The 24782-nt window shown below is 67.2% G+C and carries 20 protein-coding genes, 1 tRNA gene and 1 riboswitch; of the genes, 11 read left to right on the top strand and 10 right to left on the bottom strand.

Annotation, left to right across the window (positions count from 1 at the left end):
• Positions 1-16: 16 nt before the first annotated feature.
• Positions 17-154, bottom strand: a riboswitch (TPP riboswitch).
• A gap of 96 nt (positions 155-250) precedes the next feature.
• The 3 genes from AC1DBN_RS07830 to AC1DBN_RS07820 all read left to right on the top strand — a co-directional run bounded on the left by AC1DBN_RS07830 (position 251) and on the right by AC1DBN_RS07820 (position 3402).
• The gene (locus AC1DBN_RS07830; protein ID WP_477722945.1) at positions 251-787 is read left to right on the top strand and encodes a heme-degrading domain-containing protein; all 537 of its coding nucleotides are present in this window, start codon (positions 251-253) and stop codon (positions 785-787) included.
• A 94-nt stretch (positions 788-881) separates the two neighbouring features.
• Complete coding sequence (locus AC1DBN_RS07825; protein ID WP_477722944.1) at positions 882-3080, top strand: hypothetical protein; 2199 nt, start codon at positions 882-884, stop codon at positions 3078-3080.
• Between the two features lie 58 nt (positions 3081-3138).
• Positions 3139-3402, top strand: a complete 264-nt coding sequence (locus AC1DBN_RS07820) for a DUF4235 domain-containing protein (RefSeq protein WP_015938803.1) — start codon at positions 3139-3141, stop codon at positions 3400-3402.
• Positions 3403-3434: 32 nt separating this feature from the next.
• Here the strand turns inward: AC1DBN_RS07820 and mnhG are convergent, their stop codons facing one another.
• From mnhG to AC1DBN_RS07790, 6 genes are read right to left on the bottom strand one after another with little or no spacing between them, the layout of a single operon-like run.
• Complete coding sequence (gene mnhG, locus AC1DBN_RS07815; RefSeq protein WP_477723031.1) at positions 3435-3845, bottom strand: monovalent cation/H(+) antiporter subunit G; 411 nt, start codon at positions 3843-3845, stop codon at positions 3435-3437.
• 4 nt (positions 3846-3849) lie between these two features.
• A complete protein-coding gene (locus tag AC1DBN_RS07810) occupies positions 3850-4128 on the bottom strand; it encodes an MrpF/PhaF family protein (protein WP_091723671.1) in 279 nt (92 codons plus the stop codon).
• On the bottom strand, positions 4125-4670 hold the full coding sequence (locus AC1DBN_RS07805; protein ID WP_091723673.1) for a Na+/H+ antiporter subunit E: 546 nt from the start codon (positions 4668-4670) through the stop codon (positions 4125-4127). The genes AC1DBN_RS07810 and AC1DBN_RS07805 overlap by 4 nt, the downstream gene beginning before the upstream one ends.
• On the bottom strand, positions 4667-6367 hold the full coding sequence (locus tag AC1DBN_RS07800) for a Na+/H+ antiporter subunit D (protein ID WP_314215642.1): 1701 nt from the start codon (positions 6365-6367) through the stop codon (positions 4667-4669). Before AC1DBN_RS07800 ends, AC1DBN_RS07805 begins: the two co-directional genes overlap by 4 nt.
• Positions 6364-6990 carry a Na(+)/H(+) antiporter subunit C gene (locus AC1DBN_RS07795; protein ID WP_314215643.1) on the bottom strand — a complete coding sequence of 209 codons (627 nt, stop codon included), beginning with the start codon at positions 6988-6990 and terminating at the stop codon, positions 6364-6366. Before AC1DBN_RS07795 ends, AC1DBN_RS07800 begins: the two co-directional genes overlap by 4 nt.
• On the bottom strand, positions 6987-10001 hold the full coding sequence (locus tag AC1DBN_RS07790) for a Na+/H+ antiporter subunit A (protein WP_477722943.1): 3015 nt from the start codon (positions 9999-10001) through the stop codon (positions 6987-6989). Before AC1DBN_RS07790 ends, AC1DBN_RS07795 begins: the two co-directional genes overlap by 4 nt.
• Positions 10002-10193: 192 nt before the next feature.
• On the opposite strand from AC1DBN_RS07790, the gene AC1DBN_RS07785 reads away from it, so the two are divergent.
• From AC1DBN_RS07785 to AC1DBN_RS07775, 3 genes are read left to right on the top strand one after another with little or no spacing between them, the layout of a single operon-like run.
• The gene (locus tag AC1DBN_RS07785; RefSeq protein WP_477722942.1) at positions 10194-11597 is read left to right on the top strand and encodes an MFS transporter; all 1404 of its coding nucleotides are present in this window, start codon (positions 10194-10196) and stop codon (positions 11595-11597) included.
• 39 nt (positions 11598-11636) lie between these two features.
• On the top strand, positions 11637-12119 hold the full coding sequence (locus AC1DBN_RS07780) for a cation:proton antiporter regulatory subunit (RefSeq protein ID WP_056081463.1): 483 nt from the start codon (positions 11637-11639) through the stop codon (positions 12117-12119).
• Positions 12120-12124: 5 nt separating this feature from the next.
• The gene (locus AC1DBN_RS07775; protein WP_091723681.1) at positions 12125-13306 is read left to right on the top strand and encodes a cation:proton antiporter; all 1182 of its coding nucleotides are present in this window, start codon (positions 12125-12127) and stop codon (positions 13304-13306) included.
• A gap of 28 nt (positions 13307-13334) precedes the next feature.
• On the opposite strand, the gene dcd is transcribed toward AC1DBN_RS07775, so the two are convergent.
• The gene (dcd, locus tag AC1DBN_RS07770) at positions 13335-13910 is read right to left on the bottom strand and encodes a dCTP deaminase (protein WP_091716511.1); all 576 of its coding nucleotides are present in this window, start codon (positions 13908-13910) and stop codon (positions 13335-13337) included.
• A gap of 133 nt (positions 13911-14043) precedes the next feature.
• Here dcd and AC1DBN_RS07765 point away from each other — a divergent pair, with 133 nt between their 5' ends.
• Positions 14044-15831, top strand: coding sequence for a CAP domain-containing protein (locus AC1DBN_RS07765; protein WP_091723682.1), 1788 nt, complete (start codon positions 14044-14046; stop codon positions 15829-15831).
• 85 nt (positions 15832-15916) lie between these two features.
• Here the strand turns inward: AC1DBN_RS07765 and AC1DBN_RS07760 are convergent, their stop codons facing one another.
• Positions 15917-16378, bottom strand: a complete 462-nt coding sequence (locus tag AC1DBN_RS07760) for an SRPBCC family protein (RefSeq protein WP_091716514.1) — start codon at positions 16376-16378, stop codon at positions 15917-15919.
• Between the two features lie 240 nt (positions 16379-16618).
• Here AC1DBN_RS07760 and AC1DBN_RS07755 point away from each other — a divergent pair.
• Together AC1DBN_RS07755 and AC1DBN_RS07750 are read left to right on the top strand one after the other, a co-directional pair.
• Positions 16619-16692, top strand: a tRNA-Gly gene (locus AC1DBN_RS07755).
• A 305-nt stretch (positions 16693-16997) separates the two neighbouring features.
• Complete coding sequence (locus tag AC1DBN_RS07750; RefSeq protein WP_477722941.1) at positions 16998-18248, top strand: amidohydrolase; 1251 nt, start codon at positions 16998-17000, stop codon at positions 18246-18248.
• 2 nt (positions 18249-18250) lie between these two features.
• Here the strand turns inward: AC1DBN_RS07750 and AC1DBN_RS07745 are convergent, their stop codons facing one another.
• Positions 18251-19672: an MFS transporter gene (locus AC1DBN_RS07745; RefSeq protein WP_477722940.1), complete on the bottom strand. Its 1422-nt coding sequence runs from the start codon at positions 19670-19672 to the stop codon at positions 18251-18253.
• A 133-nt stretch (positions 19673-19805) separates the two neighbouring features.
• Between AC1DBN_RS07745 and AC1DBN_RS07740 the strand changes: the two genes are divergently transcribed.
• Together AC1DBN_RS07740 and AC1DBN_RS07735 are read left to right on the top strand one after the other, a co-directional pair.
• On the top strand, positions 19806-20660 hold the full coding sequence (locus AC1DBN_RS07740; RefSeq protein WP_045732473.1) for a LysR family transcriptional regulator: 855 nt from the start codon (positions 19806-19808) through the stop codon (positions 20658-20660).
• Between the two features lie 147 nt (positions 20661-20807).
• Positions 20808-21122, top strand: coding sequence for a hypothetical protein (locus AC1DBN_RS07735; RefSeq protein ID WP_091716541.1), 315 nt, complete (start codon positions 20808-20810; stop codon positions 21120-21122).
• A gap of 109 nt (positions 21123-21231) precedes the next feature.
• Here the strand turns inward: AC1DBN_RS07735 and AC1DBN_RS07730 are convergent, their stop codons facing one another.
• Positions 21232-24765 (bottom strand): proline dehydrogenase family protein, encoded by a 3534-nt coding sequence (locus AC1DBN_RS07730; RefSeq protein WP_477722939.1) that lies wholly within the window; start codon positions 24763-24765, stop codon positions 21232-21234.
• Positions 24766-24782 lie beyond the last annotated feature (17 nt).

Raw genomic sequence — 24782 nt, 5'->3', positions numbered from 1 at the left:
GCCGCCATTTCCCGCGCACTTCGAGAACTCGACTCCCTTGCGCCGGTACTAACCGGATCAGGTTCGAGGGTCTGCGGCTGTCCGCACTCTCAGCGCCCACCTGCGTTTCCCGGCTGGTGCCGGGGCCGACGGCGGCGCTCCCCTGTCGTAAATGTGTTGTTGATGATGCTGTGGATGTCTTGCGTTTGAATGTTTCGCGCCCTTCCGGGCGTGCTCAAGTTTACACCTGGAGGGCGGTAGATTGTGGGCCATGACTGCCGACCCGCCAGATGTGACTGACTACGATCCCGACTCCGCCGACGCCCAGCCGGAAGGCTCGCTCCAGGCCCTCATCGGCCGGATCGAGGCGGAGATCAGGGAACTGCAGTTCCCCGGCTTTTCGCCGGATGACGCCCTTAACCTTGGCCTGCTCCTGGTGGAGCTCGGCAAGGAGCGGAATCTTCCCATCGCCATCGACATCACCAAGGGCGAGCAGGTCCTCTTCCACGTTGCGCTCCCCGGAGCCACCCCGGACAACGAACACTGGGTCCGCGCGAAGCAGCGCACGGCCGCCCGTTACGAGGTGCCGTCATTGCTGGTGGGCCTGCGCGGCCGGGCCGGTGGCGGGCGGATCGAGGACAATGCGTGGTTCGACCAGTCCCGCTACGCTGCGCACGGCGGTGCATTCCCGGTCTACGTCACGGGCGTGGGCGCGGTTGCCACGGTGACCGTGTCCGGGCTGCCTCAGGTAGCGGACCACGACCTGGTGGTGGAAGCAATGCGCGGGGTACTCGGAACGGCTGGTTGACACTGCCCGGAGTTCTCACAAGGATTGAGCCGGAAAGCGTTTTCTGAGCTGCCTGCTGCCGGACCGGCCCCAGGCATGAGCCAAGGAGTGCGACGTGCACAGCCAGCCCACCGTGATCAACCGCGAAGCGCTGGTACGGCGCCACAACGTGGAGCAGGACAGCCTCGATCCGCGGAGTCCCGCCTCGGTGGGCAACGGTGAGTTCTGCTTCACCATGGACCTGACCGGCATGCAGTCCCTTCCCGGTGAATATCCGGTGGCCGCCAGGGATGACCTGCCGCCCGGCACTTTGCTGGGCACGCAGGCGCAGTGGGGCTGGCACTCCATCCCGCCGGAACAGGAGTACACCCTTGCCGGTTCCACGGTCATCTACGATTCACCGCGTGGCCCTGTCCCCTATGTGGACATGGTGGGCGCCATCGTGGATGGCCGCGAAACGCAGTCATCGCGGGCGGAAACCTGGCTCCGCGCCAACCCCCACCGGCTGGACCTGGGCCGGATCGGCTTTGCGCTCCCGGGAAGGGATGCCCCCGCACTCACCCGGGACGACTTCACCGGCGCGCACCAGGTCCTGGACCTCTGGACCGGCACGGCCACCAGCATCTTCAGCCTGCACGGCAGTCCGGTCAACGTCACCACGGCCTGCCGCCCGGACAGGGACGAGCTGGGATTCCGCATCCTCTCCCCTGCCCTTACGGACGGCCTCGCCGTGTCCCTGACGTTCCCCTACGGTTCCGAGGGCTGGCACAACGCAGCGGACTGGAACAGGCCCGCCGCACACACCACCACCGTTGAAGAACGTCACGCCGCCGGCCCGCGCCGCCACTGGCTGATTTCGCGCTGCCTGAACGGTTCCCGGTACCAGGCGGCCGTCAGCGGCGAGGGGCTGGAGCTCGAACAGGCCGGCCCGCACGAAGTGCTCATCCGGGCCGCCGAGGGGCAGGACAGCCTCGACTTCAGCGTGCACTTCATCAGCACGGGGCAGGGTGACTGCCTCCCCCGTGGCAACGGCGGCATCGGCGGGCGTTCAATGCCGGGATCGGAACCGGCCCCCGGGTTGGCAGCCGCACCGGATGTGGCAGCGGCACCGGGCAGTGCCGCCATTGCCGCGTCCCGCACGGCCTGGCCGGAATTCTGGAAGTCGGGCGGCGCCGTCGACCTCTCCGGAACAGCCGATCCCCGCGCCGGTGAGATCGAACGCCGGACTGTACTCTCCCAGTACCTCACCGCCATCAACTGCTCCGGATCGCTGCCGCCGCAGGAGACGGGGCTGGTCTGCAACTCGTGGCGCGGCCGCTTCCACCTCGAGATGCACTGGTGGCATGCCGCCCATTTCGCCACGTGGAACCGGACGGAGCTCCTGCTGCCCGCCCTCCGCTGGTACGCCTCCGTCCTGGAACCCGCGCGGCAGACGGCCAAGGCCCAGGGGTTCGACGGCGTCCGCTGGCCCAAGCAGGTGGGTCCGGACGGGCGGGAAAGCCCCAGCCCCATCGGCACCTTCCTGATCTGGCAGCAGCCGCACCCCATCCATCTGGCGGAACTGGCCTACCGGGCCGAACCATCACAGGAACTCCTGGAGGAATTCGCCGCGGTGGTTTTCGAAACCGCGGAGTTCATGGCCGCCTTCGCGCACCCCACGGACCGGGGCTTCGAACTGGGCCCGCCCCTGGTGCCGGCGCAGGAGAGCTACGAGTCGGTGCGCGGGACGGTCACCAACCCCACGTTCGAGCTTGCCTACTGGCAGTGGGCCCTCCGGGTGGCCAATACGTGGCGGGAACGGCTGGGCTTGCCTGCTGAGGGCACCTGGGCGGCGGTAGCGGACGGCATGGTCCCGCCCAGGGTGGTGGACGGCGTGTACGCGGCGATCGACGTCGAGCCCTTCACCATCCGCACGGACCACCCCTCGATGCTGTGCGCCCTGGGGGTGCTCCCGCGGACGGACCTGGTGGACCCGGAAATAATGCGGGCCACGCTGGCTGACGTACTGGCCGGATGGGACTGGGACAGCACCTGGGGCTGGGACTACCCCGTGATGGCCATGACGGCCGCCCGGCTGGAAGACCCTGAGGCCGCAGTGGATGCGCTGTTGATGGACGCGGCGAAGAACCTGGTCCTGCCCAACGGGCACAACCGGCAGACGGATTCGCTCCCGCTGTACCTGCCCGGCAACGGCGGGCTGCTGGCGGCGGTGGCGCTCATGGCTGCGGGATGGGATGGCGGCCCGGCGCGGCACGCTCCCGGCTTCCCCCAGGACTGGACAGTGGCATGGGAGGGGCTCATCCCCGCGCCGTAGGAACTTAGCCAGTAGGGTGGGGTGCAGACCGTTTTACCGCCCGCAAGGAGTACCAGGAATGAACCTTCTCATCAAGCTGCTCGGCACCGGCGTAAGCCTGGGTGCAGGATTTGCCGGCACCAAGCTGGTCAACACCATCTGGGAAAAGACCACCGGCAACAAGCCGCCCACCGGCAAGGGCGAGGACGTCCCCACCAGCCTTCGCTCGGCCCTGACGTTCGCACTGATCTCTGCGTTCGTCAGCACCATCATCCAGGTCCTGGCCAACCGCGGCACGCAGCGCGCCATCACCCGTTTCGCCAAGACGCAGGACATCGTCTAAACACCCACGCTGTCCCCGCACGCCGGCTGGCTTCAGCGGGCTGAGCCGTCGTCCTCGCCGTCCTCACGGGCGGCCTGGGCGGCGGCTTTCTGCACTACCGCATCAAGCTCGTCCGAGGTGAGCAGTTCCCGGTGCAGGTGCTTGGTCCGGTACCCGGCGCGGCCCACCATATGGGCGGACACGGGAACCGTCAGCAGCTGGAAGATCCAGGCAACCACCAGGACCGGCCACACCCACCACGTGCGCATCTGCAGCCCGATGGAGGCCAGCAGCAGGAACAGTCCCAGCACCTGCGGCTTGGTGGCGGCGTGCATGCGGCTCAGGAGGTCCGGGAAGCGCAGCAGGCCGATGGCGGCGCCCAGGGACATGATGGCTCCCACCACCATGAACACGGCGGATACCACGTCAATCCAGCCGTCCAGGCTGGTCACGTCCGGGGTCATCATGTCAGGGCTCACTGGGGTGCTCCCGCCGGTCGGCCACGAAGCGTGCAACGGTCACTGAGCCGATGAAGCCGATCACGGAGATGGCCACCACCAGCATCAGGTTGTTCAGGTGCCGGTTCACGGCCATGTCAATGCACAGCGCCGCACCAAGAATGGCCAGCAGGACGTCCGAGGCAAGCACCCGGTCCAGCAGCGACGGGCCGCGGGCGATCCGGATGATTGCCCCGCCGGCTGCGAGCGAGAGGATGACGGCCGTGACGGCCAGGACCACCTGCATCATGCTGCGGCCTCCGCCCGAACGATGGCGAGTTCTTCGTTGGTGCCCATGATCCGGATGAGTCTGGCTTCGATGTCACGCACTTCATTGCGCAGGTTTTCCACGTCCTCGGCGGAGCTGATGTTGATGGCGTGCAGGTACAGGGTGGAGGTTGACCGGTCCACTTCCACCACCAGCGAGCCCGGGATCAGCGAGATCACGTGGCCGGTGGCGGTGACGATGAGGTCCTGGTGGCTCCGCAGCGTCACGGCAACCACAGCGTTGTGCACTTTGGGTCCGCGGACGGCGGCGAGGTAGAGGATCTGGAAACTGGCCACCACCACCCGGCCCAGGAACATCAGCGCGAAGGGGATGGCGTGCCGGACGTTGAAGCGTCCGCTGAGCTCCACGGGCGGCAGGTAGAACAGCCGGGCGACGGCGATGGCCAGCAGCGCCCCGAACAGCAGGTTGCCGGGGCTGAAGTCCTGCCAGAGGGCGCCCCAGACGATGACCAGCCAGACGAGGAGCGGAAGCTCCTGGCGCAGGGAGATACGGCGGCGGCTCATTTTCCTCCTCCTGCTGGTGTCCCAACGGCCGGGACCGCTACGTCGTCACCCAGGACAGCGTGGATGTAGGGGCCGCGGTCCAGCATGTCTGCCGCTGCCCGGTCGGACAGGCCGAACAGGGGTCCGGCGAAGACGGTCAGCGCCATGCCGAGGACCACCAGGCCGGCGGTGGGGCCAACCATGGTGCGGGGCATCAGGGTGGAACGGACCAGCGTGCTGCTGCCGCCGTTTCCGGCCCGGCTGAGGACCGGCACTGCCTGGCCGGTCCTGCCGGTCCTGCCGGCCCCGTCCGCGGCGGGTTCGTCGTCCACGATGTCCTCCTCCACCGGCTGCCCGGGGGCGGCCAGCAGGACGGGATCCGGGTGTTCGGCGTCGGCAGGACGCCGCCAGAAGGCACGGTTCCAGACCCTGGCCACGGCCAGCAGTGTCAGGAGGCTGGTCACCACGCCGCCGATCACCAGGGCGTAGGCCAGCGGGGTTCCCAGTTCCACGCCGGCCTGCAGCAGGCCCACCTTGCCGAGGAACCCGGAGAAGGGCGGGATGCCCGCCAGGTTCATGCCGGGGATGAAGAACAGGAGCGCCAGCAGCGGCGAGATCTTGGCCAGCCCGCCCAGCCGGTCCACGGAGGAGCTGCCTCCGCGGCGTTCGATCAGGCCGGTGACCAGGAACAGGCTGGTCTGGATGGTGATGTGGTGGGCCACGTAGAAGATAGCTGCCGCGAGGCCGACAACCGAGGACATGGCCAGCCCGAACACCATGTAGCCGATGTGGCTGACGAGGGTAAACGAGAGCAGACGTTTGATGTCACTCTGCGCCAGGGCACCCAGGATTCCCACCACCATGGTCAGCAGCGCCGCGATCATCAGCGGCGTGTTCAGGGTGTCTCCGGGGAACAGCAGGGTCTCGGTGCGGACCATGGCGTAAACGCCCACCTTGGTGAGCAGGCCGGCGAACACGGCGGTGACCGGGGCGGGGGCCGTGGGGTAGGAGTCCGGCAGCCAGAAGGACAGCGGGAAGACGGCGGCCTTGATGCCGAACGCCACCAGCAGCATGACGTGGAGGAGGGTCTTGGTGCCCTGGTCCAGTTCGCCGAGCTTGATGGCCAGGTCCGCCATGTTCACGGTTCCGGTGGCCCCGTAGACCATGGCGATGGAAATCAGGAACAGCACCGAGGACACCACGGACACCACCACGTAGGTGACGCCGGCGCGGATGCGGGGCCCGGTGCCGCCCAGCGTCATGAGGACGTAGCTTGCCGTCAGCAGGATCTCGAAGCCCACGTAGAGGTTGAAGAGGTCACCGGAGAGGAACGCGTTGGACACCCCGGCCACCAGGATCAGGTAGGTGGGGTGGAAGATGGACACCGGTGCGTCCTTGTCGCCGTCGGCCATGCCCTGGCCCGTGGCGTAGACGAGGACCGCGAGGCTCACGGCGGAGGAAACCACCAGCATCAGTGACGAGAACTGGTCCACCACCAGCACGATGCCCCATGGCGGAATCCATCCGCCGATGCTGACGGCCACGGTGCCGCCGTCCCACACCGCCGCCATCAGGAAGCATTCGAGCAGCAGGGTCAGGGACAGCAGCCCGATGCTGACGGCCCGCTGGGCGCGGGAGTGCCGGATCAGCAGGAAGGTCAGGGCGGCGCCCAGGATGGGAAGTACGACGGCGAGCGGGGCCAGACTGGCGATGTTCACTGTCCGCCTCCTTCCGGGCTGGGCTTGACGTTGGGTGAGCCGGGTTTTTCTTCCTGGGCCGCGTTCTCGGTGGGTATTTCGCGGTCGCCCGCCACCACGGTGGCGGTGCCGCCGTGCACCCGGGCGCCGGCCTCACGGCCGCCGGACGTATCATCGCCGGACCCCGGTCGGTGGTCTGAGATGTCCTGCCCGTCGCCGCCCAGCATGGTGAGCGGGAATTCGGATGTTTCGGCGGGGATCTCGGCGTCGTCCTCGGCGTCGAAGCTGGGGGTTTCGGCGACGCGGAGGTCTTCCACGTCATCCTGGATTTCGTCCTCGCGCGCCAGCACCCAGGTCCGGTAGATGATGCCGAGCATGAAGGCGGTCACCGCGAACGAGATCACGATGGACGTCAGGATCAGCGCCTGCGGCAGCGGATCGTTGTAGTCCCCCGCAGCGGTGTCCTTGGAGAACAGCGGGGCCAGGCCGGAGTAGCCGCCGGTGGCCAGGATCAGCAGGTTGGTGGCATTGGCCAGGAGCATGAGCCCCAGCAGGACGCGGGTGAGGCTGCGTTCCAGGATCAGGTAGATGCCGCAGGCATACAGGGCACCCATGACCAGGAGCAGGGCGAGGTTGATGCTCATGCCTTGCCTCCTGAGATGGTTTCGGCTGGCATGTCTTCGGGTTCCTCGTACTCTGCGGGTTCGGAGCCCCGCTCCTCGATGTGTTCATCCACTTCAGCGCCGAGGCTGCGCAGCACGTCCAGCACCAGGCCCACCACCACGATGTACACGCCGATGTCGAAAATGGTGGACGTGACGAACTTGATGTCCCCGAACACGGGCAGCCAGAACTGGATGATGGCGCTCTGGAACACCTGGCCGCCCAGGAACAGCGGGGCAACACCGGAGCCCGCCGCCGTGGCCAGGCCGATGCCCAGCAGGCCACCGGCGCTCACGGTCGTGGCCTCGCTGAGTTCGAACCGCCCGCCGGCCAAGTAACGGAGGGTCAGGGCCAGGCCGGCCGTCAGGCCGCCGGCGAAGCCGCCGCCGGGCAGGTTGTGGCCGGCGAACAGAAGGTAGAGCGAGAAGATCACCAGCGAGTGGAACACCAGCCGGGTGACCACTTCGAAGATGATGGAGCGGCGTTCCGGGGCCAGCGTCCGGCCGGCCACCAGCCAGGCGTCCCGGGTGGCCGTGGCGAACTTCCTGCTGATGGCCAGGGCGGCGCCATCCCGGGAACCCGGGTCCACGCCGTGGAAGCGGCCCACGGTTCCTTCCGCCACCGAGGCTGAGGCCCGCAGGCGGTCACCGCGGCCGCGGATGAAGATGAGGCTCGCAACACCCGTGGCGGCGAGTGCCAACACGGTGATTTCACCGAAGGTGTCCCAGGCCCTGATGTCCACCAGCGTGACGTTGACGATGTTCAGTCCGCCGCCGCCCTCGTAGGCCAGTTGCGGGAACTGCAGCGAGATGGGCTGGGCCACGCGGGCGCCCATGGCGTAGATGGCCGCGAACACCATGGTGGCTCCGAAGGCTGCGCCGATGATGACACGGACCACACGGTATTTGCCGCCGGTACGGTCCCGCAGTTCAGGTGGGAGGCGGCGCATGCCGAGGACGAAGGCCACCAGGATGATGGTTTCCACCAGCATCTGCGTCAGTGCCAGGTCGGGGGCCCCCTGGAGGGCGAACATCAGGGCGATGCCGTAGCCGGTAACCGACACCATCAGGACGGCAAGGAAGCGCTTGTTCGCCTTGACTGCCGCGAGGGCGCCGATCACGATGCCGATTCCCGCGACGATCTGCAGCGGAGAGCCCGGATCCACCAGGTAGATATTGTCCGGAAGCGGCTTGCCGGCGAAGAGGATCGCGGTCAGGGGCAGGACAAACGCCACTGTGAGGATGACGGCGAGGTAGAAGTAGAGCGAACCGCGCTGGGTCCGGCCGGTGATCCACACGGCGATGTCGTCCAGCGCACCGATGGTCAGCTGGTAGCCGCGGTCGGCATCCACCCAGTCCGGCACCAGCGCCTGCGCCCGGGCCACGGCGTTGCGGCCGAAGTACATCGCAGCGCCGAGGACAAAGGTGAGAGTCGTCAGGCCAAGTGCGGGGGTGAGCCCGTGCCACAGCGCCAGGTGCCCGGCCTGCTCGGCCGGTGTTCCGGCGTCGGGCGCTGTGGACGCGAACAGCGCGGCGTACGGCTGGATCCAGGTGTCAACCGGTGCCGGCCACAGGCCGTAGGCGATGGTCAGGACGCTCAGGATGGCCGGGGCTGCGATGAAGGAAGGCCGGACGGCCTTGAACTGGGTGGGCTCCACGCCGGGTTTGACGGCAAAGGCACCCCACATGAAGCGCGCGCTGTACGCGAAGGTGAGGACTGAACCCACGACCAGCCCAACCAGGACCACCATGCCCCACGGTCCGGCGTCAGGGTCCCCGGCGTGGTGGACGAACGCTTCCAGCACGGATTCCTTGGCCACGAACCCGGCAAGGAAGGGAATGCCGGCCATGGACGCGGCACCGATGCCGGCCACGATCCCCAGGGCGCGGGAGGACCTGAAGACGCCCGAAAGCTTCCGGACATCGCGCGTTCCGGACTGGTGGTCGATGATGCCGACCACCAGGAAGAGCGTCGCCTTGAAGAGGCCGTGGGCGAGCAGCATTGCCAGGCCGGCCAGCGCGGCGTCCGGCGTGCCGAGGCCCACCACCATGGTGAGGAAGCCCAGCTGGCTCACGGTGCCGTAGGCGAGGATGAGTTTGATGTCGGTCTGGCGCAGCGCACGGTAGCCGCCCACCAGCATGGTGGCCAGGCCCAGGCCCAGCACCACGGGCTGCCAGTAGGCCGTCTCCGCGAATCCGGGCGCCAGCCGTGCCACCAGGTAGATGCCGGCCTTCACCATGGCGGCGGCGTGCAGGTACGCGCTGACCGGGGTGGGGGCGGCCATGGCGCCGGGAAGCCAGAAGTGGAAGGGAACCAGCGCGGATTTGGTGATGGCGCCCACCAGGATGAGCACGACGGCGGCGCTCACCACGGCGCCGGACGGGCCTTCCGCGAGCACGTGGGCCTGTTCGAGGATGGCAGAGATGCGGTAGGTTCCGGCCGTCTGGCCCAGCATGATGACTCCCACCAGCATGGCCAGGCCACCGGCGGTGGTGACCATCAGGGCCTGCAGCGCCGAGCGCCGGGCCGCCAGCCTGGTCCGGGCAAAGCCGATCAGCAGGTAGGACAGGATGGTGGTGAGTTCCCAGAAAATGAAGAGCAGCAGCAGGTCATCGGCCACCACCAGGCCGAACATGGCGCCGGCGAAGGCCAGGAGTTGCGCGCCGAACGCGCCGAGGTCCTGGTCTTTCCGTTTGAAGTACCGGGCGCAGTAAAGCAGCACCAGGGCACCAACACCCAGCACCAGCAGTGACATCACCCAGGCCAGCGGGTCCATGCGGAAGGCGAACTCGAGGTGGAGGCCGGGAATCCAAGGGATGACCTCGGCCACCGCACCCTGTTGCGAATAGACGGGGCCGTACTGGAACAGGAGCCAGACGAACGAGGCAGCGGGTACGGCTGCCAAAGCGTAGAATGCGTTGCGGCCCCACTTCCTGAAGAACAACGGCGCCAGCACAGCCACCGAAAAGTGCACGGCAAGGACTGTGATCACTGGTATCTCCGCAACGTCAGGAATTCGATTGTCAAAAGTTGGAGCAGGCGGCAAAATGTCGGGTTCGGGAATCCACAGTTTATCAAGCCCGGGCGCCTGACCCGTCGCGGTTTCCCGGCCGCCGCCCGTCATTCCGCGCCAGTCAGGGCTTCGGTCCGCATCCTGTTCGCCCTCGGCGGATACGATGCAGCTATGAACAGCGCCAGCGCTCCCCGGGCCATGCAGCCGTCCTCGGAACTAGCATCCGGCAACCAGGTCTCCAGCAAGGGCCGGATCCTGGCCTGGGCGTCCTGGGACTGGGGTTCGGCGGCCTTCAACGCCGTGATGACCACCTTCGTGTTCACCGTCTACCTGACGTCCAACGCTTTCGGCGGCAAGGACGAAGCCTCGGCGGTCCTCGGCGGCGCCCTCGCCGTGGCGGGCCTCGCCATCGCGCTGCTGGCCCCCGTGACCGGGCAGCGCTCCGACGCCGGCGGCCGGCGGAAGCTGTGGCTGGGAGTCAACACGGCCGCCGTCGCCGTCCTCACCGCGCTGTGCTTCTTCGTCTTCCCGCAGCCGGAATTCCTGCTGCTGGGCGTCACCCTGATCGCCTTGGGCAACGTGTTCTTCGAATTCGCCGGGGTCAACTACAACGCCATGCTGGCCCAGATTTCCACCCCCCGGAACATCGGAAAGGTCAGCGGCATCGGCTGGGGCGCCGGGTACCTGGGCGGCATCGTGGCACTGCTGATCGTGCTGCAGCTGTTCGTCCAGCCCAGCTTCGACTGGTTCGGCGCGTCCACCCAGGACAGCCTGAACATCCGGCTGGTGGCCGTGTTCTCGGCCCTCTGGTTCTTCATTTTTGCCCTGCCGGTCCTGTTCGCTGTCCCGGAACTGCCCCGGACCGGCCAGGCAGCCCGCCTCGGCATCGTGGCCAGCTACCGGCTGCTCTTCCGCCGGATCCGCGCCATCTATGCCACCAGCCCGCACACCATCTACTTCCTGCTGGCCAGCGCCGTGTTCCGTGACGGGCTGGCCGCAGTGTTCACCTTCGGCGGCATCATCGCCGCGGGCACCTTCGGGTTCGAGCTGTCACAGGTCATCTTCTTCGCCATCTTCGGCAATGTGGTGGCGGCAGTCGGAGCCATCGTCGGCGGGTTCCTGGACGACAGGGTGGGCCCGAAGGCCGTCATCATCGGCTCACTCGCGGGCCTGCTGGTGGCAGGCACCGTGATCCTGGTACTGGGGAATGGCGACTATTCCTTCTTCGGCATGGAGTGGGCCGGAAGCACCACGTTCTGGGTGTTCGGCCTGTTCCTCTGCCTGTTCGTGGGCCCGGCGCAGTCGTCATCGCGCGCGTACCTCGCCCGGCTCGCACCGCACGGGGAGTCCGGCGAACTGTTCGGTCTCTACGCCACCACCGGCCGGGCCGTGAGCTTCCTGGCACCGGCCCTCTTCACGCTGTGCATCACGGTGGCAACCCCTCTGGTGGCCGCCGGAGAGGCTCAGCGCTGGGGCATCCTGGGCATCATGGTGGTCCTGCTCGCCGGGCTGCTGGTCCTGCTGCCGGTGAAGTCGCCGGACAAGGCTCCCATCGCCGTCGTCCCCTCCGCCTGACCCCACCCACGCAACGCTCCGGAAGACTAGGCTTTAACCATGAACGTGGACGAAACGAATCTTCCCGGCCTCGGCCGCCGGAAGGACTTCATGACAGCTTCCGGACGCCGGATCGGCGTGGTGGAGCTGAGGGAAGGCCAGACCGAGCTCATCGTCTCCACGTGGGACGATCCCGATACCTGCCAGGCTTCCATTCCGCTGACCAGCGATGAAGCCGCCACCCTGGGCAACCTGCTGGGCGGCCAGCACCTCGCCATGAAGCTGACGGAGGAGCACAAGGACGTCCCGGGCATCGTCACCCGGCAGTTCTCCATCGCCCCGGAGTCCCCGTTCCAGAACCAGCCCATGGGCAAGGCGTGCATCCGTACCCGGTGCGGCGTCTCCATCGTGGCCATCATGCGCGAAGGCGAGGTCCTGCCCTCGCCCGGACCCGACGTGATCCTGCATACCGGTGACCTGCTGGTTGCTGTCGGAACCCTGAAAGGCCTCGATTCGGCGGCCGACATCCTGCGCCACGGCTGACCCCTATGGACCCGCTGGCCCTGACCCTCATCGAACTGGGGGCCGTTGTGTTCTGCCTTGGCCTGTTGGCCAGGCTGGCCGGACGGATAGGAATGTCACCCATCCCGCTCTACCTGCTGGGCGGGCTCGCTTTCGGCGCCGGTGGCGTGGTGAAGCTCGAAGGCATGCACGAGTTCGCACACCTTTCCGGCGAGATCGGCGTCATCCTGCTCCTGCTTATGCTCGGACTGGAATATACGGCGGCGGAGCTGTTCACCGGCCTGCGGCGGTCGTGGCAGGCCGGCGTGCTGGACCTCGTGCTCAACTTCCTTCCGGGAGCGGCACTGGCCCTGCTCCTCGGCTGGGGCGGTGTGGGGGCCATGGTGATGGGCGGCGTCACCTACATTTCCTCGTCCGGAATCGCCGCAAAGGTCATCACGGACCTGGGCCGGCTGGGCAACCGTGAAACACCGGTGGTGCTGTCCATCCTGGTGTTCGAAGACCTGGCCATGGCCGTCTACCTGCCCATCCTTACTGCCACCCTCGCGGGCGTCAGTTTCCTGGGCGGGCTGACTACCGTGGCCATTGCGTTGGCCGTGGTCACTGCGGTGCTCATGGTGGCGCTGCGGCACGGCCACCATGTGTCCAAGGCCGTGCACAGCGAAAACTCGGAGGTGTTCCTGCTCAACGTGCTGGGCGCTGCGCTGCTGGTGGCCGGCCTGGCTTCTGCCATGCAGGTCTCCGCAGCGGTGGGCGCCTTCATGCTCGGCATCGCCATCTCCGGCGCCACCGCCCACAACGCCACCCGCATCCTCGAACCGCTGCGGGACCTGTTCGCCGCCATCTTCTTCGTAGCCTTCGGGCTGAACACCGACCCCACATCCATTCCGCCAGTACTGGGCTGGGCCCTGGTGCTGGCGGTGCTCACTGCCGGAACCAAGATGGCTACCGGAATCTGGGCAGCCAAACGCGAAGGGATTGCCAGGCCAGGACGCTTCCGTGCCGGTGCAACACTCATCGCCCGCGGCGAGTTCTCGATCGTGATCGCCGGGCTGGCCGTCGCCTCAGGCGCCGTACCGCCCAACCTCGCCGCCCTGGCCACCGCCTACGTCCTGCTGATGGCTGTCATCGGCCCGCTGGCCGCGCGCTTCGTGGAACCCCTGGTCAAGGCATCGACGCGGAGGCGGCAGGTCCCGGCGCAGGCGTAGGCGAAATCGGTACGGAGTGCCGGTTGCGCTAGATGCGGGTGCGGTGGAAGTTCAGGTGGCTCCGGCTGGCGGTCGGGCCGCGCTGGCCCTGGTAACGGTTGCCGTACTCACCCTGGCCGTAGGGGTACTCCGCCGCGGAGCTTAGGCGGAAGAAGCAGAGCTGGCCGATCTTCATACCAGGCCACAGCTTGATGGGCAGCGTAGCCATGTTGGACAGTTCCAGCGTGACGTGGCCTGAAAAGCCGGGGTCAATGAAGCCTGCGGTGGAGTGCGTCAGGAGCCCCAAGCGGCCCAGCGAGGACTTGCCTTCCAGCCGGGCGGCGATGTCATCCGGGAGGGTGACGGTCTCGTAGGTGGAGCCCAGGACGAACTCGCCCGGGTGCAGGATGAAGGCCTCGTCCTGCTCAACCTCCACCAGCCGCGTCAGCTCCGGCTGCTCCTGCGCAGGATCGATGTGGGCGTACTTGTGGTTGTCGAAAAGCCTGAAGAACTTATCGATCCGGACGTCCACCGACGACGGCTGCACCATCGCGGGCTCGAACGGTTCCAGGACGATCCGCTGGGAGTCTATTTCGGCACGAATATCGCGGTCTGAGATCAGCACCGTCCCAAATTACCGTATGGGATATCCACAGCCACATTCTTTCGTTGTTGCTGTTGTCCAGTGGGGCTAATGTTGCCTCAGATACACAGGCGCCGGATGGTCTCCCGGATGGCCCAACAGAGCTGGGGATGTTGTGAATAAATTAGTCGCGCCCTCTTTTATTGGCGTGCTCTGCGCGCTGGTGCTCGCCTCCTCGACGGCGGGGCCAGCCCCGCTGCCATTGGATGCCGGCCAGCACGTGGCGGCCTCAGGACCGTCACGCGTGTCGCTGGGGGAGGCCACCGGGAACGGCGGCGGCTCCAGCACGGTGAACAGCACCACCGGCACCGCCCTCACCCCGGCTGTTGATCCGGACATCCGGGTGGCCTCGCCCACCGCGCCGCTGGACGTGGCACCGCCTACAGCTCCTGCGGCCGCCGCGGTGGGACCGGCGCTGGACATCAGGCCGGTCCAGGAACCGTCCCCCGCGCCATCAGCCGATCCCACCGGCGCTTCGGGTCCCGCCACTGCGCTGCCCGCTGCCGGGGTCCCGTCCATACCCCCGCTGTGGGCACCTGACGCCGATCTGGCCTCCCCGCCGCCGGCAACATCCGGGCCCACTACTTCCGGGCCGGCAACGTCCGAATCACTGGCAGCGCCCCCGGCCACGGAGGCACTGGTCAAGGACAACAACTCCGCAGCGATCCTCACCGTCTTCACCAAGATCAACGAGTACCGGGCGTCCAAGGGCTTGAATCCGGTGAAATACAACCCCACTGTGGCCGGCCTCTCCCAGGAGTGGTCGGACAGCATTGCCTCCCGCGAGGTCATTGAGCACCGCGCCAACTTCTGGACAGATCCGCGCGCCATGAACCCCAACAACGGCGCAGGCGAGGTCATCGCCATCCGGACAGACAGGGATGCCGCCCAGCTGGTGGAGTGGTGGAAGGGCTCCCCGGGGCACAACGCCATGCTCATTGACCCCCGGTTCAACGTCATGGGTGCAGGCATCTCGTACACCAACTCCACCTACCAGATCTGGGGTGTGGTGAACTTCTTCGGCTACACCACACTCCCGGCCGGCACCGTGGACTCACCCGGCGGGTCCGGCGGGTCCTCAGGGGGAGGCTCCGCTTTCCCAGCACCGGCACCCACCTTGTGCGATGCCACGGGGCGGCACATGCCTCCCACGCTGGACCTGCGTGCCGCGGCCATCACGGGGCCCGGCGACCTTGTGTCCGTCAATTCTTCGGGCCAGCTGCTTAACAGGGCCTCAACAGGTGTCCGCACGTACGGCGCCGCCAAGGTCATCGGTTCAGGCTTCACCGGGGCGAAGGAAGTCTTCGTCACCGATTGGGACCGGGACGGCGCCTACGATCTCGTGACCCAGTGGACCAACGGGGACCTCACCCTGCACCGCGGCATCGCCACCGGAGGGTTCCAGGCAGCAATCACCCTGGGGTCCGGCGGCTGGCAGTCCCTCACCCTTGCGGTGGGCGGCTGGTGCGCCAACAACAGGATGCCGCAGATCCTGGCCCTGGACAGCAGCGGGAACCTATTCCTGTACCCCAACAAGGGCACCACAGACCTCTCGGCAAGGGCATTGATCACAAGCGGCGTTAACGCGTCCCGCCTCGCGATGGTGGACTACGACGCAGACGGCTTCCAGGATGTCCTCGCCCTCCGCGCTGATGGCGCGGTACAGCTCTACCGGGGCTGGGGAACCACCACCCTCCGTGCCGAGGCGCGGCCTACGGTGGCCACCGGCTGGCAGGATGTCACAGGCATCAGGGCACTGAAGAACGTCACCGGCCTGAACTCCACCGGTATCGCGCTCCGCAGGGCTTCCGATGTTGTGCAGTACTGGGACCTCTCGGGCGGAAGCCTGGCGTCGCCGTCGAACATTGCAGGGCCCTGGACCGGCCAGCGGCTGGCGCAGTAAGCACCAAACCGTAAGTACCAGGGCAGAAGGCGGAGAACCCTCACTGGGCCGGCGGCGGAAGCTGGTGGGCCGGGACGTCGCCTGGCTAGCTGACGGTCTGCAGCTCCAGCACGTCCTTGAGCCGGTCCAGCTGGGATACCTCGGCGCGGACCCGTCGCTGGGCGATCTTATTCAGGAGGCCGAACCGGTCAAGGAAGGAGAACGAGCCTTCCGGCCGGGCTTCGAGCGCGTAGCGGAGCCGGGTGCCGTCGTTCTCGGTGCTGAGGTAGTAGCCGCCCGAACGGTTCGACGGGCCGGAGGTCACCCGGAACTGGATTTCGGCGCCGGGCCTGGCCTGGGTGATTTCCAGCTCGGCCGGAATGCTGAGCCCGGACCGCCCCGCCACCATCTTGCGGTACACGGCGCCTTTGGTGCCGGCAGAGCCCTGCACCAGCTTCACGCTCCGGACAGCTTCGCGCCACGTGGGCAAGTTGGTGGCGTCCAGCAGGTACAGGTACACGGCCATGGCGTCACGCCGGATGAGGACCTCGTGTTCTGCGGATGCCATGGGGATCTTTCTGTGGTTGACGCCGGCATGCTGCCCGGACCGCCTCCCCCTGGCGCCACAGCATTCCGGTTCAGGTTAGCCAGCCCGCCGGGTGCCAACCTAGCCAGATGCGGCGACGTTATTGAAGAGTTACTGGATGACGTGCCGGACCTGGGACACGGCTGGAACTGCCGGCACCGTGGCCGGACCGCCGTTCCATCTGCGCTAAGCTAAGTTCTGCCCCGCAGATGCGGCGGCAACGCGGCTGTAGCTCAATGGTAGAGCGCTAGCTTCCCAAGCTTGATACGCGGGTTCGATTCCCGTCAGCCGCTCCAGTTTTCCCCAGGCCAGGCCTGCCGAGTGATGTTTACGGTGGGCCACAACAATAACAACGACGCTGTGGACCACAGCCCGTCCAGCCTCCGGAACTTCTCCGGCAGGAGATCAGCCAAACCTTGCTGCCGTTTCTGCGCGGGTGATTGTTCGGCCCCGCTCCTCACGGGCTGTCGCCGGCAAGGCCATACTTTTACCCCGTCCGGCGACGGTTTTGCGGTCGGTGAACGCCCGGCCTTTGGCCCTCGCTTCGCCTGCCTCCGGGCGTAGGGTCGCAAAGCAAGCGAACCCGTAAGTAAGGACTGTCATGACAAAGGTTTTGGACGACGTTGCCTGGGTGGCACAAGACCTCGCCGGAGTTTACGAGGATCTGCACCAGCATCCCGAGCTGTCCGGAGCCGAAGTCCGGACCGCCGGGATCGTGGCCGAACGGCTCTCCGGGCTGGGCTGGGAAGTGGGCACCGCAGTCGGCGGGACCGGCGTCGTGGGTGTCCTACGGAACGGGGACGGACCCACAGTGATGCTCCGTGCGGACATGGACGGCCTTCCTGTCCTAGAAAAGTCGGGGCTTGGCTACGCCAGCACGGCACGGGGCACCAGTCCCGACGGAGCTGACGTTCCCGTGATGCATGCGTGCGGCCACGACGTCCATGTCACCTGTCTCCTCGGTGCGGCCACGCTGTTCAGCGCCCACCTCCCGGCTTGGTCCGGGACCATCGTGGCGGTGTTCCAGCCGGCCGAGGAAACCGGCGCCGGCGCCCGCGACATGGTGGCGGACGGTCTCTTCGACCGTTTCCCCGTGCCGGACGTTGTCATGGGACAGCACGTGGCCCCGTTCCCCGCCGGTGCACTGGGTGTGCACGCCGGACCGGCCTTCGCCGGGTCCGACAGCTTTGCCGTGACGCTGTTCGGCCGGAGCGGACACGGCTCCCGCCCGGAAACCACCGTGGATCCTGTGGTGATGGCCGCCGCCACCATCATGCGGCTGCAGGGGCTGGTATCCCGCGAAATCGGCGGCAACGAGACGGCTGTCCTCACCGTAGGCCAACTCAACGCCGGCACCAAGGACAACATCATTCCCGAAGAGGCCAGGCTGGGCATCAGCATACGCACCGCGGATCCGGCGGTCCGGGAGCGGATGATCAGCGGCATGACCCGCATCATCAACGGCGAGGCCGCAGCTTCCGGGGCTCCCCAACCGCCCTCGATCACTGCCGGGCAGCACTTTCCCGTAGTGGTCAACAACCACGACGCCACCGCCCGCGTACGCGAAGCGTTCTCCGCAAAGCTGGGCGGCGCCGTCGATCCCGGCCCCGTCACCGGCAGCGAGGACGTGGGCACCCTCGCCACAGCCGCAGGAGCACCATTGGTGTACTGGCTGTTGGGCGGCACCGATCCCGAGGCGTACGGCAGGGCGGTCCAGGACGGGACGGTGGCATCCACCATCCCGTCCAACCACTCACCGACTTTTGCCCCAGTCATCCGCCCTACCCTCGACGCCGGGATCTCGGCGCTCGTGGTAGCCGCGTTCGCTTGGGTTGGAAAACCCGAAGGGTAGGGCTAGGCAGGCACCGTCCGGTCCACGATCCGGATCGGCCGGCGCCGGTCCCGCACGTCCACCTTCAGGTACAGTGAGCCCTTCCGTGCCAGGACAATGCCCACCACAACTGCCGCGAGCGCAGGCACCCCGCCGGATACCAGGAGGGCAACGTGCGGGTCAGCGTGTTCGGCGATCCACCCCAGCATCGGACCGCCAAGTGCCTGGCCGCCAATAAGCACCATGATGTACAGGCTCATGACGCGCCCGCGGATCCCCATGTTTGAGCTGATCTGCACCAGCTGGTTGGAGCCGGTGAGGAACATCAGGCACCAGAACCCGGAAAGCACCATCACAGCCCCGAACGTTGCCAGCGAGGGCGCCAGCGCAGCCAGGCACAGCATGGCCCCATACATTCCCGCACAGAACACCACCGAGCGCAGCCGCAGTTGGCGGCGCCGGGTCGAGGCTATGGCACCGGCCAGGGCACCGAGGGCCACCAGCGCGTTCAGGAGGCCATATCCGCCGGCTCCCACACGGAAGACATGGTCGGCAAAGGCCGCGAGGATCACCGGCAGGCTCATGGCGAAGACCGAGATGAATCCGGCCATCAGCCAAGGCCAGTAGATGGTGGGCTTGCTCAGCGCATACCTGAGTCCCGCGCGCAGCATGCCCTTGCTCTTGGGTGTGGGGGCGCTGACGTGCAACTGGTCCTTGCGGAGGATGAGCAGCATCGCCACGGTGGAGCAGCAGGCCACCGCGTTGGCCGCGAACGCCCAGCCCGCACCCACGGCGGTGAGGAGCAATCCGGCCAGCGCCGGCCCGATCAGCCCGCCCAGCTGGAACGTGGTGGAGTTGACGCTGATGGCGTTGCGCAGGTGGGTGGGACCCACCAGTTCGTTGACGAATACCTGGCGCGCGGGCTGGTCGAGCACTGTGACCAGTCCCAGGACCAGGGCGATCACGTAGACGTGCCACACCGCAATGGCGCCGGTCAGGGCGAGCGTGGCGAGCAGGGCAGCCAGGACCGCAGCCATGCTCTGGCACAGGATCAGGATCTTCCGCTTGGCGAAGCGGTCGGCAATCATGCCGCCCCACGGGCCCAGCAGCAGCGACGGCAGGAACTGCAGCGCCACCGTGAACCCCACGGCGGTGACGGACCCGGACAGCTGGAGGACCAGCCAGTCCTGGGCGATGCGCTGCATCCAGATGGCGATGACGGCGATGAAGTGGCCCACCGCGAAGATGCGGAAGTTGGGCACGCTGAGGGAGATAAACGTGTGCTTCCACGGCAGGCGTTCCGCGACGACGGGCACGGGCTGGGTGAGCGCGTCCCGGTTCCGGACGTCGGGAGCTTGCGGGGTGGGCGGCAGGGCCGGTGCTGAACTCGCGGAATCGATGACGGGCTGGCTGACGGTTGCCGACGACGGCGGTGGGGGTGCCACAGGATTGTCCTCAAAGTGGGTGCGGTCCGGGATGTCCTTAACGCTATGGTGGCGCTAACAGATTATGGAGACGTATTGTCCCTATAACTCGTATTGCAAACCGCAATACAACGCGCAGCCGATGGAGTCCACCGTGTTCGAACCAGCCCAACTCCGCTCGTTTCTGGCTGTTGCCGAGACCCTGAGCTTCACCAAGGCCGCAGACCGGCTGGGGCTGGCCCAGCCCACCATCAGCCAGCACATCCGGAAGCTGGAAACCGCCGCCAAGCGTGTCCTCATCACCAGGGACACGCGGGACGTGCGGCTGACGGACAACGGGGACGCGATGGCGGGTTTCGCCAGGAACATCCTCTCGGCCCACGACGCCGCGGCCCGCTACTTTTCAGGCTCGGCGATGCGGGGCCGGCTGCGTTTCGGCACGGCTGACGATCTGGCCATCACCGGGCTGCCCCGGATCCTGCGCGAGTTCCGGCAGATCTACCCGCAGATCAACCTTGAACTGACTGTGGGCCAAAGCGACCAGCTCTACCGCAAGCTCAACGCCGGCCAACTGGACCTGGTGTTCGTCAAGTGGGTGGCCGGCGCCAAGGACGGCACTGTGGTCCAGCACGATTCCTTCTCCTGGGTGGGCCTGGAACAGACGTCCCTCGAACCGGGCGCGCCGGTGCCCCTGATCGCTTACCCCTCCCCCAGCCTCAGCCGGAAACTTGCCATCGACGCTCTCGAAGCGCACGGCCGGACCTGGCGGATCACCTGCACCACCCGCCAGATCAGCGGCGTCCTGGCCGCCGTCCGGGCCGGAATCGGCGTGGCCGTCATGCCGTCATCTCTGGTACCGGAGGACCTGAAGATCATCACCCGCCGGTTCGATCTGCCGGCGGTGGGCGATGTGGATTTCACCCTGATCCGGAATCCGCTGGCCAACGCGGAAGTCATCGACGCGCTGACGCAGTCCATTGTGGGGCGGATCATCAACCGCCAGGGGTGAAGCGGCAAGGCAGAGACGGGAGAAATCTTTCATTGATGTCAGATCGTTGCATAATCTATGCTGGTTTCTCCAGGGTCAAGCAGCAGGCCGGTTCTATACTACGGGCGCGCCTGCACACCATGGCACGCCGCCCGGGACAGGCAGCCAATGACGACAGCCAGGAACACCCATCTCAGCGCCGCACACGCCCGCCCGCACACCAGCACCCGGCCGGCAACGCGTCAGTCCAACCTCGGCACCGGCCTTGCCACCACCGATTCGGGCTACATCGGAAAGCCGACCTGCGAAAAGTGCCGGACGGACGAATTCATCTATCTTGAGTCCTATATTCCGCCCACCTACCGGCACGACGGGTCAGTCGCGGCTCTGGGCGAGGTGGCATACAACTGCACGCGGTGCGAGGACTTCTCGGCCCACAGCGTGCCCGTGACGTGGTCTCCGCCAGGTTGGTACTTGGGCTGACATCCCACGGGCCGGGCGGGCCGTAACCCATGCTCCCGCAAGCCCAACCAACAACGAGGCCGGGCGGCCACCCTGAGGGTGGCCGCCCGGCCTCGTTTGTTCCGGCCTGCTAGACCAGCGAATCCGAAAGGTGGTTCGGCGTGCCGAACCGGTGGGCGGTGATGCTGACAGCCTGCTCGTGCAGGAACGGCAGCAGCTCAACCCGGCCCGCTTCGGTCACGGCGTGGGAGTAAACAGCGACGTCGGGCCTGCCGCCGGTTGCTTCCGCCAAAGCCGAAGCGTCGCCGCCCAGCAGCCGGATGCGGGCGCCGGAGAGCTTGCCCGCCGAGGCGAGCCGTCCCGCTGAAGCCAGCCAGCCGGCGTCGGACTCCACCGTCAGGTCCACATCGAGGCCGAGGAACACCGCCCGCAGCTGGGCGGGAAGTTCGACGGCGGTGGACACGGTGAGCGCCGACCCCGCCAGCACGCCGGCCGCCACGGTCCGCACGAGGTGGGCCAGCGGCTCACCTTCGGAGAGGCGGATGGTGACCGGAAGGTTCCTGTAGCGGAAGATGTTGCGCTCCGCGCTCAAACCTGAAACGTCCTTGGCGGTGCCGAACTCGCTGGCCCAGGCCTCGGCGTCGGACGCCAGGGCCCGCTGCACGGACTCAAGGTGGGCCGGCTCCAGGGCGGCGCCTGCGGCGTTGATGATCCGGCGGACGCCGGGGTGCGTGACGTCAGCCTTCCCGGATGCCTCGGCGGGGGTCCAGTCGCCCAGCCCGGCAAGGTAGTTCGGGCCGCCGGCCTTGGTGCCGGCGCCGACGGCCGACTTCTTCCAGCCGCCGAACGGCTGCCGCTGCACGATGGCGCCGGTGATGCCGCGGTTGACGTAGAGGTTGCCTGCCTGGATGCTGTCCAGCCAGATTCCCAGCTCCTCGGAGTTGAGCGAGTGCAGGCCTGCGGTGAGTCCGTACTCGATCTGGTTCTGGATGGCGATGGCCTCTTCCAGGGTCCCGGCAGTCATCACGCCCAGGACCGGGCCGAAGAATTCGGTCAAGTGGAAGTAGGAACCGCGCTTGACCCCGTACCGTACGCCCGGGCTCCAGAGCCTGCCGGTCCCGTCCAGCTTCTTCGGTTCCACGGCCCAGTTTTCGCCCTCGCCGAGGGTGGTGAGGGCGTTGAGGAGCTTGCCGTTGGCGGGCTCGATGATGGGGCCCATCTGGCTGGTGGGGTCCTGCGGGTAGCCCACCTTCAGGGAGGTGACGGCGTCGATCAGCTGGTTGTGGAACCGCTTGGACTTTGCAACGGATCCCACCAGGATCACCAGGGACGCGGCTGAGCACTTCTGGCCGGCGTGGCCGAACGCGGAGTAGGCCACGTCCTTGGCTGCCAGGTCCAGGTCGGCGCTGGGGGTGACGATGATGGCGTTCTTGCCGCTGGTTTCGGCCAGGAGCGGCAGGTCCTTGCGGAAGGAACGGAACAGCTCTGCCGTTTCGTAGCCGCCGGTGAGGATGACGCGGTCAACGGCCGGGTGGGAGATGAGCTGCGTGCCGAGCTCCCGCTCGCCCAGCTGCACCATGGTGAGGACGTCCTTCGGGACGCCGGCTTCCCACAGGGCCTCGACCATCACGGCGCCGCTGCGTGCAGCCTGCTTGGCAGGCTTGATGACGACGGCGGAGCCGGCGGCGAGTGCTGCGAGGGTGGACCCTGCCGGAATGGCGACCGGGAAGTTCCACGGCGGCGTGACAACGGTGAGCTTCGCCGGGACGAACGTGGCGCCGTCGACCGCGTCCAGCTTGCGCGCGGACTCGGCGTAGTAGTGCGCGAAGTCCACAGCCTCGCTGACCTCGGGGTCGCCCTGGTCGATGGTCTTGCCGGTCTCGCTGGCCATGACCTCGAGGAGGTCTGCACGGCGGGCTTCCAGTGCGTCGCCGGCGCGGTGCAGGATCTCGGCGCGTTCGGCGCCGGAGAGGGCGCCCCAGGCTTTGCCCTTGTCCACGGCGGTTTCGATGGCCGTGTTGAGCGCCGCCTCGTCATTGATGAAGGCTGCCTTCACCGAGGCGTTGCCCAGCGTGGAGCCCGGAACGCGGTCCAGGATTGCGCGGCCCCAGGTGCGGTTGGCGGGCAGGGACGGGTCCGTGTCGGGGGTGTTGTCGAAACTGTGTTGTGCCTGACCGGCGCGAGGCACGGCTGCGGCGGGAAGGCTGCGGTCCTGCCGGCGGTTGGGGCGCGGCACGCCGTTGTCCAGGGCTTCCAGAGAGGACAGGAAACGCTGCTTTTCGCGTTCGAACAGGGTTTCGTTCTTGTCCAGCTCGAACACGGCGGACATGAAGTTGTCCTGGCTGGCGCCCTCTTCGAGGCGGCGGATCAGGTAGGCGATGGCGACATCGAACTCCGCTGGGTGCACCACGGGAGTGTAGAGAAGCAGGGAGCCGACGTCCTTCTTCACGGCTTCGGCCTGGCCCTGGGCCATGCCCAGCAGCATCTCGAACTCGATGCCCGCTTCTACCCCGCGCTGCTTGGCCAGGAGCCAGGCAAACGCGATGTCGAACAGGTTGTGCCCGGCCACGCCGATGCGGATGTTCCTGATCCGCTCCGGGTGCAGCGCGTAGTTGATGACGCTCTTGTAGCTGGTGTCGGAGTCCTGCTTGGAACCCCAGGTGGCCACGGGCCAGTCGTGCAGCGAGGCTTCCACCTGCTCCATCGGCAGGTTGGCGCCCTTGACCACGCGGACCTTGATACCGGCGCCGCCGTTGGCGCGGCGCTCGGCGGCCCAGTCCTGCAGCCGGATCATGGCGGACAGCGCGTCCGGGAGGTAGGCCTGGAGCACGATGCCGGCCTCGAGGTCCTTGAACTCGGGCTTGTCCAGGATCTGGGTGAAGACCGCGATGGTCATATCCAGGTCCTTGTACTCCTCCATGTCCAGGTTGATGAACTTGGCCTTGCCGCCGGTGCTGCTGCCGGGGGCGGCGAAGGAGGCCGCGCGCTGGAAGAGCGGGGTGAGCTTTTCGACGACGTGTTCCACGGCTTCGTCGAAGGCCCAGGCGGAGTGCGGGGCCACGGTGGAGGAAACCTTGATGGAGACGTAGTCGACGTCGGGACGCGCCAGCAGCGTGTGCGTTCCTTCAAGCCGGCGGGAGGCCTCGTGCTCGCCGAGGACTGCCTCGCCGAGGAGGTTGACGTTGAGCTTGATGCCGTCCTTTTTGATCTTGGCGATGGCTGGGCCCAGTTTGGCGTCGGTGGCGTCAACGATCAGGTGGCCCACCATTTCGCGGAGCACCTTGCGGGCTGCGGGGATGACCACCTGCGGCAGTGCCGGGGCCATGGTCCCGCCAAGCGCCACGGCGCTGCGCATGTACCAAGGCAGGAAGGCCGGCACCTTGGGCGCCAGCGCGGCCAGGTTGCGGGCGGCCACGTTGAGGTCTTCGGGGCGGACCACGCCGTCCACGAAGCCCACCGTGAAGTCCAGGCCGTTGGGGTCCTTTAGGACTCCGGCCAGCTGTTCGGCGGAGGCATCCACCGGAACCTTCGCGGCCTCGGTGAGCCAGTGCCGGACCAAGGCGACCGCCTCAGTGGCGAGGGCCTTGGCCTGGGGGACGTCGACGTCGACCGTCTGCGGGGTGGCCGCGTGGGTGACTGCCGGTTCCATTGCAACGTGGGTCATGGTTTTCCCGATCTTTC

This window comes from Pseudarthrobacter sp. 10T415, from assembly GCF_056394175.1.
Note: the sequence above shows the minus strand (reverse complement) of the source record. Positions and strands in the feature narration are given on the sequence as shown.

Coding starts and splice junctions, on each gene's coding strand:
- AC1DBN_RS07830 (WP_477722945.1), top strand. CDS start 251: ATGACTGCCGACCCGCCAGATGTGACTGACTACGATCCCGACTCCGCC.
- AC1DBN_RS07820 (WP_015938803.1), top strand. CDS start 3,139: ATGAACCTTCTCATCAAGCTGCTCGGCACCGGCGTAAGCCTGGGTGCA.
- mnhG (WP_477723031.1), bottom strand. CDS start 3,845: ATGACCCCGGACGTGACCAGCCTGGACGGCTGGATTGACGTGGTATCC.
- AC1DBN_RS07810 (WP_091723671.1), bottom strand. CDS start 4,128: ATGATGCAGGTGGTCCTGGCCGTCACGGCCGTCATCCTCTCGCTCGCA.
- AC1DBN_RS07805 (WP_091723673.1), bottom strand. CDS start 4,670: ATGAGCCGCCGCCGTATCTCCCTGCGCCAGGAGCTTCCGCTCCTCGTC.
- AC1DBN_RS07795 (WP_314215643.1), bottom strand. CDS start 6,990: ATGAGCATCAACCTCGCCCTGCTCCTGGTCATGGGTGCCCTGTATGCC.
- AC1DBN_RS07785 (WP_477722942.1), top strand. CDS start 10,194: ATGAACAGCGCCAGCGCTCCCCGGGCCATGCAGCCGTCCTCGGAACTA.
- AC1DBN_RS07780 (WP_056081463.1), top strand. CDS start 11,637: ATGAACGTGGACGAAACGAATCTTCCCGGCCTCGGCCGCCGGAAGGAC.
- AC1DBN_RS07775 (WP_091723681.1), top strand. CDS start 12,125: ATGGACCCGCTGGCCCTGACCCTCATCGAACTGGGGGCCGTTGTGTTC.
- AC1DBN_RS07760 (WP_091716514.1), bottom strand. CDS start 16,378: ATGGCATCCGCAGAACACGAGGTCCTCATCCGGCGTGACGCCATGGCC.
- AC1DBN_RS07750 (WP_477722941.1), top strand. CDS start 16,998: ATGACAAAGGTTTTGGACGACGTTGCCTGGGTGGCACAAGACCTCGCC.
- AC1DBN_RS07735 (WP_091716541.1), top strand. CDS start 20,808: ATGACGACAGCCAGGAACACCCATCTCAGCGCCGCACACGCCCGCCCG.
- AC1DBN_RS07730 (WP_477722939.1), bottom strand. CDS start 24,765: ATGACCCACGTTGCAATGGAACCGGCAGTCACCCACGCGGCCACCCCG.